This window comes from Ferroplasma sp. Type II, assembly GCF_000496155.1.
Window position 1 is genome coordinate 1 of record NZ_KI542714.1, and the last position, 8,494, is coordinate 8,494.

At 36.7% G+C, this 8,494-nt stretch carries 11 protein-coding genes; 2 read left to right on the forward strand and 9 right to left on the reverse strand.

The features are described 5' to 3' along the window. The 8 genes from AMDU4_RS05880 to AMDU4_RS05915 all read right to left on the reverse strand — a co-directional run. The coding region (locus AMDU4_RS05880; protein ID WP_021787066.1) for a hypothetical protein at window positions 1-602 on the reverse strand (602 nt) is incomplete at its 3' end. A 289-nt stretch (window positions 603-891) separates the two neighbouring features. After that, complete coding sequence (locus tag AMDU4_RS05885) at window positions 892-1,284, reverse strand: transposase (protein WP_021787068.1); 393 nt, start codon at window positions 1,282-1,284, stop codon at window positions 892-894. Window positions 1,285-1,412: 128 nt separating this feature from the next. Beyond that, on the reverse strand, window positions 1,413-2,987 hold the full coding sequence (locus AMDU4_RS05890) for an IS1634 family transposase (protein ID WP_021787069.1): 1,575 nt from the start codon (window positions 2,985-2,987) through the stop codon (window positions 1,413-1,415). 118 nt (window positions 2,988-3,105) lie between these two features. Further along, window positions 3,106-4,005, reverse strand: coding sequence for a transposase (locus tag AMDU4_RS05895; protein ID WP_021787070.1), 900 nt, complete (start codon window positions 4,003-4,005; stop codon window positions 3,106-3,108). Then, a complete protein-coding gene (locus AMDU4_RS05900) occupies window positions 4,002-4,301 on the reverse strand; it encodes a hypothetical protein (RefSeq protein ID WP_021787071.1) in 300 nt (99 codons plus the stop codon). The genes AMDU4_RS05895 and AMDU4_RS05900 overlap by 4 nt, the downstream gene beginning before the upstream one ends. Window positions 4,302-4,463: 162 nt before the next feature. Next, window positions 4,464-4,586, reverse strand: coding sequence for a hypothetical protein (locus AMDU4_RS05905; protein ID WP_290704354.1), 123 nt, complete (start codon window positions 4,584-4,586; stop codon window positions 4,464-4,466). 193 nt (window positions 4,587-4,779) lie between these two features. Continuing rightward, the gene (locus AMDU4_RS05910; protein ID WP_021787072.1) at window positions 4,780-5,517 is read right to left on the reverse strand and encodes a glycerophosphodiester phosphodiesterase; all 738 of its coding nucleotides are present in this window, start codon (window positions 5,515-5,517) and stop codon (window positions 4,780-4,782) included. Window positions 5,518-5,587: 70 nt separating this feature from the next. Then, window positions 5,588-5,908 carry a winged helix-turn-helix domain-containing protein gene (locus AMDU4_RS05915; RefSeq protein ID WP_021787073.1) on the reverse strand — a complete coding sequence of 107 codons (321 nt, stop codon included), beginning with the start codon at window positions 5,906-5,908 and terminating at the stop codon, window positions 5,588-5,590. Between the two features lie 268 nt (window positions 5,909-6,176). On the opposite strand from AMDU4_RS05915, the gene AMDU4_RS05920 reads away from it, so the two are divergent. Continuing rightward, on the forward strand, window positions 6,177-6,455 hold the full coding sequence (locus tag AMDU4_RS05920; protein WP_021787074.1) for a hypothetical protein: 279 nt from the start codon (window positions 6,177-6,179) through the stop codon (window positions 6,453-6,455). Window positions 6,456-6,638: 183 nt separating this feature from the next. Further along, window positions 6,639-7,361, forward strand: coding sequence for a hypothetical protein (locus tag AMDU4_RS05925; RefSeq protein WP_021787075.1), 723 nt, complete (start codon window positions 6,639-6,641; stop codon window positions 7,359-7,361). Window positions 7,362-7,464: 103 nt separating this feature from the next. Here AMDU4_RS05925 and AMDU4_RS05930 read toward each other — a convergent pair. Then, window positions 7,465-8,494: RNA-guided endonuclease TnpB family protein (locus tag AMDU4_RS05930; protein WP_021787076.1), on the reverse strand; the 1,030-nt coding region annotated here is incomplete at its 5' end.

Genomic DNA, 8,494 nt, shown 5'->3' on the forward strand with positions numbered 1-8,494 from the left:
TAATACACCGCAGCCCCAAGGAGGACTATTGCCACTCCGGTTCCCACGTATGCACCTATATAATCTGTATGAATCGGCACTACATTGGTGCTGGTAAGTGAGTTTGTCGTTGTAATACTTGTTACAGTATATGTTTCGTTGGCTGTAGTTGTTCCACTACTTACGTCCTTAGAATATGAATTTACATTATCATACAATATGAGATCCGTTGCAGGGTTCACATAGATGGCACCAGTAATATTAGTGTATGAGGTAGCCCTTGTGGCGTTTGCCTTTACTCTAATTACATGTTCATCTATAATGTACTCTGTAGCTTTCACAGGTCCAAAGGGCGTCTTGTAATAGGGTAATACAACTGCTTTTGAATAATTAAGTGTGAAGTTACTGGCAAAGCTGTCATATTTTCCCTGATATATTGGGTGCAATAATGTCACATTTTTGGAAGTACTGCTGACATAGATAGGCACCATATATTTTGCCTGGGAAATTGGTAAATTCGAATACGAGGTCATCCCAGATGATGTGGGAACAGTTATATTTACAGCAGTAACATTTGAGCTGCTAACTGTCACGTTGTAATAGTATGTGCCTAATGGTATCATATAGTAGGGAATACTGCTGGTGTTGCTTGTGGTAGTTTTTCCAATTCCATTATGCGTTGAATATGTTTAGGAATCAATATAACCAGATCTACTGCAAACATAATTCATCGACGAACCACTTGCCAAATACAAATATGATGTTGAGGCGGGGCTTGCTGCAATGGATAATGGAATATCAATCATTAGAACTGCTGTCAACAAAGTAGCTAACACTAAAAGGCACTTTTTATTTACAGTTTTCATATAATATAAAATCATATGTTATATAAAAATATTTGTATTTGTATAGCTACCCGAATCCACACAGCTCTTTTCTCAATATTTTATCCATCTCAACAAACATGCTCTTCCCTTTCAGGTTCCATGTTGCAAGCAGTGATGAGATGTACTGGTAATTCTGTGATCCGTTCTCTGATCTGAATGTCCCTATGATCTTCCTTATTACAACATGTTCCCTTATTGCCTGTTCTGCAAGGTTGTTGGTAGGTTCCATTCCCCTGTACAGTAGACATGTGAACCATGATCCCAGACCATTGCGGATGTATTCCACAGGTTTGTGCAATTCACTGAATGGATCATAGCGTTTTACAAGATCTTCCATTCTGCTGTCGAACTTCTCCTTCATTGATTTTCTCAGATTCATGTCTTCTGATTCCAGGGATTTCTTCAGTTCACTGAACATTGCATGTATTTCATCAGATAGTTCTTTTCCCTTCCCGGAGGATTTGAACTTGAGTTCCGCATGACAAGCATTATCATTATTAGATGCTGAACACCTGCTTTAAAATATTCTCGTAACATTTCACATAATTATGTATGTGCACATTCACGTATCCTGGGATATGGAATCCCCAGGCTTTTAAGAACATCTGATGCTTCTGTGCTCTCTGATGAGACATACAGTTCTCTATTCCCAACTGTTATGGGAACAACATCCAGATAATTCAGGCTACTGCTTATGCTGTCAATTGTCCTGACTGTAAGTTTTTCCATTATCCTTGATAGCAGAAGGGATAATACACAGACAAACACATGTGCTTTTATTCTATCCGATTTCCTGTGGTACACTGGCCTGATCTCCAGAAACGATTTAATTGTCCTGAATGACCTCTCAATCTGCCACTGTTCCTTGTATGCTGATACCACTTCATCTTCATTGAGATCGGTATTTGTGACAATGAGGAATCTACCTGCAAGTTTCTTCAGTATTTCTATCCTCCTCTCATTAAGTGCAGTATTGTTCTCTGTGAACTTCACAAGAGATTTCAACTTTCCCAGGGATTTCTTCAGTTCCTTCTGATCCGTAATATCGGATATCTTCTTCTTCACGATATCGATTTTATCATTCAGATCTTTGAGATCAAGTTCCTCCCTCTTCCTGTTGTATACGGCAATATATCTCCTCTTTTCTGCTAGCTTTCTCTGCTCCTCTGTGGAATCATCCTTCATCACATCATCCACGCTTATGGCAATCTTCTTAATGGTCAGGTCATCCATCACATAGCCATCAGAGAAATCTGTTTCCATGAGGATATTGCGGTATGGCTTATCCCACCTGTATGCTGCCGTTATGTATTGATTCTGATCCAGGAGGTTTAATGACTTTGATCTTCCGAATGCCCTGTCTGCTATGAATACTACATTCTTTATGTTGAATCGTTCCTTCAATACAGATATGGTGGATTCAAGTGTTTCTGGATCTACAGTATTGCCCTTCCATACCTCATGGTGTATGGGTATGCCATCAGCCATGACAAGGCCTATTACAATCTGTTCCTTTCCCCTCTTCTTATCACGGGAATAGCCAAACAAAACAAGGTCATTATCCTCTCTACCCTCAAAATATGATGATGTGAGCTCATAGTGCACTATGGATGTGTCAGGCTTCAGTGCATGGAATATTTCAAGTTCTATGGAATCCTTCTTTTCCAGGAGTGAATCAAGCGATCTATACACACCATCCTCACTTATGTGTGTTTCCCAGGGATAGTACACCCTTTTATCTATGTCTATGAGGTTAATGTCCGAGGATGGGTCAAACAGCCTGGAGATAATCATAAATGATAATGTTTCTGCATAGGAATTAGCATGCTTTTCCAGTATTCCTGACATGCCATTCCTCTCCATAATTGTTCTTGCTGCATAGAATATTCCAAAAGACAGTGTTGGCTTTACATTCATATCGTTCATAGAGAATTTCCTCATTGCCTCCCTGTATTCCTCCAGTATTTTCCTGTATCTTTCCCTGTCTTCATCGGACTTCACAGAACCAAGGTACTTCACAGTTAAAGTTTTCTGCTTATTATCCTCAACCACCCTTTCAGCTATGGAGGCATATTCCAGTACTGCTGATCCTCTTTTTACCCTTGTGAACCTCAAAAACATAAAATAATATTACATGCTAGTATATTAAAGTATGTGCATATAATGTGCACATATATGAAACAGGAAAGAATGTTGGAATACACAGGAAATAACAGAGTTCTAAACGGATCGTGACAGGCTATCTCATGCGGAACTCAAGTTTGAATGCATCAACCTCCCTGATCAGGTGTGCCCAGCATCTCTGTATTATCGTAAGATAGGAGTAGCCTTTCCATCCGTCCACTATGACGGGACCGTGGAAATCTTCACCCATGGTCTCTTTGACGACATCCCTTCCCCTTGAATCCACTATCACAACGAGGATGTCATTCTCCGCTGACCTGAAGGCCCATAACCAGTATTTCTTTCCATTCACATGAAAGCCTGTTTCATCTATGTGAACCCATTTTGATCTCCTGATACGTTCCTGTATGGCTGTATATTCATTCCTGCAGGCATCTCCCACACGGAGAAGGGCGTCATTGATCCCCTTCACGCTCAGGTTGAGTTCATTGTTTGCCATGAGGAATTCCTGCACCTTCCTTATGACCCCTCTCAAATTGTACTTCAGCATGGTGATGTAGTTCAGGAGATAGATGCCCATGTCGCCTGTCTGTGGGCAGTCAATATGTCTCGACCTGATCTCTGATCCACAGTTGCTGCACTTATACACGTCAAGATCGTATTCCGTGATCTTTATCTTCTGTGGTGGCGGTATGTCGAAGATCGTTTTCTTCTCCGTTCTTATGGGAGAGCCAAGTGGATGACTGCATTCCGGGCATTTCTCCTCTGATACATGGATAACCTCATCCGGTGTATCGTGTATGCGGGTTGCTCCCTTATGGCCCATGGGTGCACCCCTCTTTCCCCCGGGATTGACAGGCTTCGGCCTGAACAGCTGCAGTGATGGTGGTGTGTGTGGATTCTCGTACATTATGAGCCGCTTCCTGAGCGCCTCATTCTCCTCCCTCAGTTTTGCATTTTCATTTGTGAGCAGTTCTACTGTGGTTTCCAGCTGATTTATGTAATCTCCGTTCATATGCCCAGTGCCTCAATATCTGATTCAACCAGCACAACCTCTCTTATAAACAGTTCAACGTGATACTGATCACAGAAGCCCTTCACATCTTCGAAATCGTCTTTACGGATAATGAAACAGGCGTTAAACGCATGGACATGTGGGATCCCGGACATGAAACCATCTCTGGAATAGGAAAATCTGCCATACTGTGATTTGTCTGTATAGCCAAGAAACTTCCTGTTGAAACGTGTGCGTTCAACCGGAGTTTTTCCCTCAAGCCTGTAACCTATTATGAAACCAAACTGTCTATTCATTATAACTGAAACACGCTTCAGTATAATAGCTTTTGCATGAAATAAGTAAAATCTCAATTAAAAATTGCAAGACTTAAGAATCGGAGAACAAATGTTGTATCATCGAAGCTATACAAATACAAATATTTTTATAAAAACCATGGTGGCAATAAACAGTTGCTTCTACGGCATTTCAAAATTCCCAATAATTGAATTTCCTATTGCGTTGATTTCGTCCCTAATTTTGCCATTACATGCAGTACCGGTAATGAATCGTTTAGCAAGTTTTATTTCTGTACCAACCAATGTTATTATCTTCTTTTTAGAAATTTCATTTTATTGAATAATTTTCTGCATGTATAAATATACATCGGGTACCCCTCTTCCAAAGATGAGGTAAACATTGTTAAGGGAAATCATTACCTGCGGTACCATAAGTAGATATATCCCCAAAATGTCCGGGAAACGGTTTAAAAAGTTTTTAATTTTCTATATTTTTTTAGCATTTCTTTGGCATAGCATCTATTTTATTGGTAATATACCCGTTAAGCCCTGATTTGCAGACGACTATGCCTAAATCTGGATCGTCAACTGTCCACGGAACTACAAAATATCCTGCATTCTGCATTTTTTTAAATTTTTCCATATAATCTTTCTCAAATTCCGGAAGGAACAATGAAACATCCATTGATTTCAAATCCTTGCAATCTATCTTTCCTATATATTTTTCAGAATGATGGTCATAATCGAATCCCAGCATGATATTTTTATTAAGCTCTCTCACTCTTCTTATGGCATAGGGATCAAAGGATATAATGCACACACGTTCTTCCATTTTCATGGATTCTATAATTCTTACTGTGTGTTTTGTTAGTTCATTTTTTATCATAAAGCCATCGTCGTGTATGGTTTTTAGCTCTACTAGGAAATATTTATCCCTATGTAGACCCAGTAAATCTTTCAGTTTAGGAATCTTCTGCCTGCTTACCCTAAGATGATCTATACTATCCGAATTCAAATTTTCTATATCTTCGTTAAGGGATGCAAGCCTTTCGAGATTGAAATCATGGATAATATATACTTCTCCATCAGCACTAAGATGTACATCCAGTTCCACAATATCGGTATACTTAAATGCATTTTCAAAAGATTCAATAGTATTCTCAACGTATCTGGATGGCAAACCTCTATGCCCTACCACAATAAAATTTGATTGAATGTATTCTTTTATATTCATTACATGTAATTTAATTTCACTTTATAACAATTTCTAAAATACAATAATGAAAAATGGAGATTAAAATTCCTTAAAAATCGAATTTTTTTATTATTTTTTCATTATAATAACTGGGATATGTATATTTCCTTAGAAGTGGATAATAGGTTAAATTGAATTTCCTGAGAATTTCCCTTACTTCCTTCGATGAATATGTTACATTGAATTCTTCTCGAATATACTCCTGAATTTCATGCACTGTGCAGACCTTTTTATTTTCTATGGAGGTCCTCAAGGCACTCATCTGGTTTTCGTGTAATTTAGAAGGCCTACCCATGTATGTCCTGACTATAATCTTTTTTTCCTCCTCATTTTGAACTGAACTAACAGTTTCTAATTGATTTTGTCCCATACTTTCACCTGCAATCAGATTATACGTATAACGTATAAATACGTTATTATTCTTGTGAAATAATACAAAAAAAGACGAAAAAATATAAATTTTGTTAGATTTCATTATTTTAACACACATTTTCAAAATTCTACTAATAAGTTGTCCGTCGCTGTATCTGTGAATCGAAAATCGACATTATATATTTTAAAGATGAATTTAAAATCATTACTTCGATTTAGACAGCTATTTGAAAATAAATATATATACATCACATCAATAGAATATAATGGAAGAGTCATATGAAACAAAAACAAAATCTGGAAAAATAGAGGAAAGAATTTTAAAAGATAAAGGTAAATTTGTAAGGTATACATATATAGATAAGGCTACAGGTAAGGCCACAAAGGATAAACTGATACTCATAGGGAAAGACCAGAAGGCATATTTTATGATACCTACAGGTGAACGGGAACTAGCAATTCCGGCACATTTTGACCTTGGCACCTCAGTAAAAGATGGAGAAATGACGAAAAACATCAAAAATATTCTAGATGAAATAAAATAATTTTCAATCACCTCGACTATTTCATGCTTCATATGGCCGATTTGAGTCCCTTAACGCTGTATAGATTTCAATGATCTTATAACAGGGAGCTCATCATTGATATTGAGTTAGAATATTTGATTCTCTCCTACTAAATCGCCGATACCATAATATAGATTATATATTTATATACAATAACTAGTAATGAAGTTTGCATTATCCGGATTTGATATGGTTTCAGATTTTTATGGTTCTCCTCATGGAATTAGATTTTCCATTCCAGGAAGCCAGTGGTTCATTGTTCCGGCCTTAATGTCCTATTTTGCTTCAGAAGGGTTCCAAACATATTTCGAGACATTGCCAGAGGTTATTGTGAGAAGGCGTGCCAACGGTGCTCCTATGACTGTTGGAAATCTCATTATTGAAGACAAACCAGAAATTGTATGCCTTGATGACGAACTTATTCATAATATGAAAATAAAGAACAGGTCTGAGGCATTCGAGGATAGCATTTGCGTTGCTTACATGGGAGACAGGAAACAGCCCGATATTTGCCATATTGAAAATATGCGATTTGCCATCCCGAATCCAACAACCACCTCTCTTGGACTTGCTTTTAAGAATTATTATGAAAAAGAATGCAGTTATTATGGGGAACTCAGGGAAGGTTCAACAATATGTAACGTGCCCCATAGGGAAATACCACAGAAAATCATGAACGGCCAGGTTGATTATGGGATAATGTGGAACAGTGAGGCTAGACACTGGAAATTCAAGCATTATTTTCCGGATATAGTAAAAAGAAAATTCTCATGGCTGTTAATGGAAAATGCTCAATCACCGGCAGCGGAACTTTTCCAGAGAATACAATCTGGGGTTATTGATAGGTATTACAGCAAATATGGTTATATTATAGCTAATAAATAATTTGCCGAAAACATGCATACAAATTTCTAGTGACATCCTCCCCAGGCTAACGCATGGGGCTTCCCGCTTCAACAACTCAACTTGCATTGCAGAGGTTGAGCCTCTACGGGCATAAAATCGGCGACAGTCCGTGCCTACTCTTTTTTTTATGTTTTATTATAAACATTTTAAATATCTTATCTATAGCATCATTTAATATGTTTATTGCCGCATTTAAATCCCTATCAATGGTAATACCACATACATCACAATGATATGTTCTATCATCCAATGTTAAATCATTTTTTATATTTCCACATTTTGAGCATTTCATTGATGTGTATTTAGGATTAACCTTAAGATATGATTTACCGGCACTCCCAGCCTTGTAAATTATATCTTTTATAAGGCTACCCCATGATGCATCCTCTATGCTCTTTGCCAATTTATGGTTTTTAACCATATTGTTTATATTTAAGTCCTCAAATGCTATAAAATTATATTCTTTTATTAATTTATTTGATAATTTCTGTGCAAAGTCATTCCTCTGATTTGAAATATGATTATCCATCCCTGCTAATTGTATTCTTGCTTCCTCCCTGTTTTTTGATCCTTTATTTTTCCTTGATAAACTCCTATGCAATTTTTTTAATTTCTTTTCCGATTTTCTTAAATATTTTGGTGGTTCTATATCTTCATCATTGCTTGTTTTTATTAATGATAACAATCCTAAATCGAAACCTACTGGTTTATCAGGAATCAGTGAATAATTTATATTATTATTTTCATTAACAGTGAATATAGCATAGTATTTTCCTGTATTCTCCCTTTTTATTGTTAATCCCTTTATTTCTCCATTGATTTCTCTATGCTTGAACATTCTTATTTTTCCTATTTTTGATAATTTTAAATGTGTTTTATCTAATATTTCAAATCCAGATTGTGTATATGTAAATGATTTGTATACTTTCTTTGATTTAAATCTTGGAAAACCTGCTTTTATTTTTTTACCTTTTTCCTTTTCATTTATTCTTCTAAAGAAATTATCATATGCTTTGTCTAACCTATTTGCAACATCCTGAAGTACCTGTGAATATATATATTTATATTCAGGGAATTCATTTTTTAACTCTGGTAATTGATTCTGCTGGTAT

Coding starts and splice junctions, on each gene's coding strand:
- AMDU4_RS05885 (WP_021787068.1), bottom strand. CDS start 1,284: ATGTTCAGTGAACTGAAGAAATCCCTGGAATCAGAAGACATGAATCTG.
- AMDU4_RS05890 (WP_021787069.1), bottom strand. CDS start 2,987: ATGTTTTTGAGGTTCACAAGGGTAAAAAGAGGATCAGCAGTACTGGAA.
- AMDU4_RS05895 (WP_021787070.1), bottom strand. CDS start 4,005: ATGAACGGAGATTACATAAATCAGCTGGAAACCACAGTAGAACTGCTC.
- AMDU4_RS05900 (WP_021787071.1), bottom strand. CDS start 4,301: ATGAATAGACAGTTTGGTTTCATAATAGGTTACAGGCTTGAGGGAAAA.
- AMDU4_RS05910 (WP_021787072.1), bottom strand. CDS start 5,517: ATGAATATAAAAGAATACATTCAATCAAATTTTATTGTGGTAGGGCAT.
- AMDU4_RS05915 (WP_021787073.1), bottom strand. CDS start 5,908: ATGGGACAAAATCAATTAGAAACTGTTAGTTCAGTTCAAAATGAGGAG.
- AMDU4_RS05920 (WP_021787074.1), top strand. CDS start 6,177: ATGGAAGAGTCATATGAAACAAAAACAAAATCTGGAAAAATAGAGGAA.
- AMDU4_RS05925 (WP_021787075.1), top strand. CDS start 6,639: ATGAAGTTTGCATTATCCGGATTTGATATGGTTTCAGATTTTTATGGT.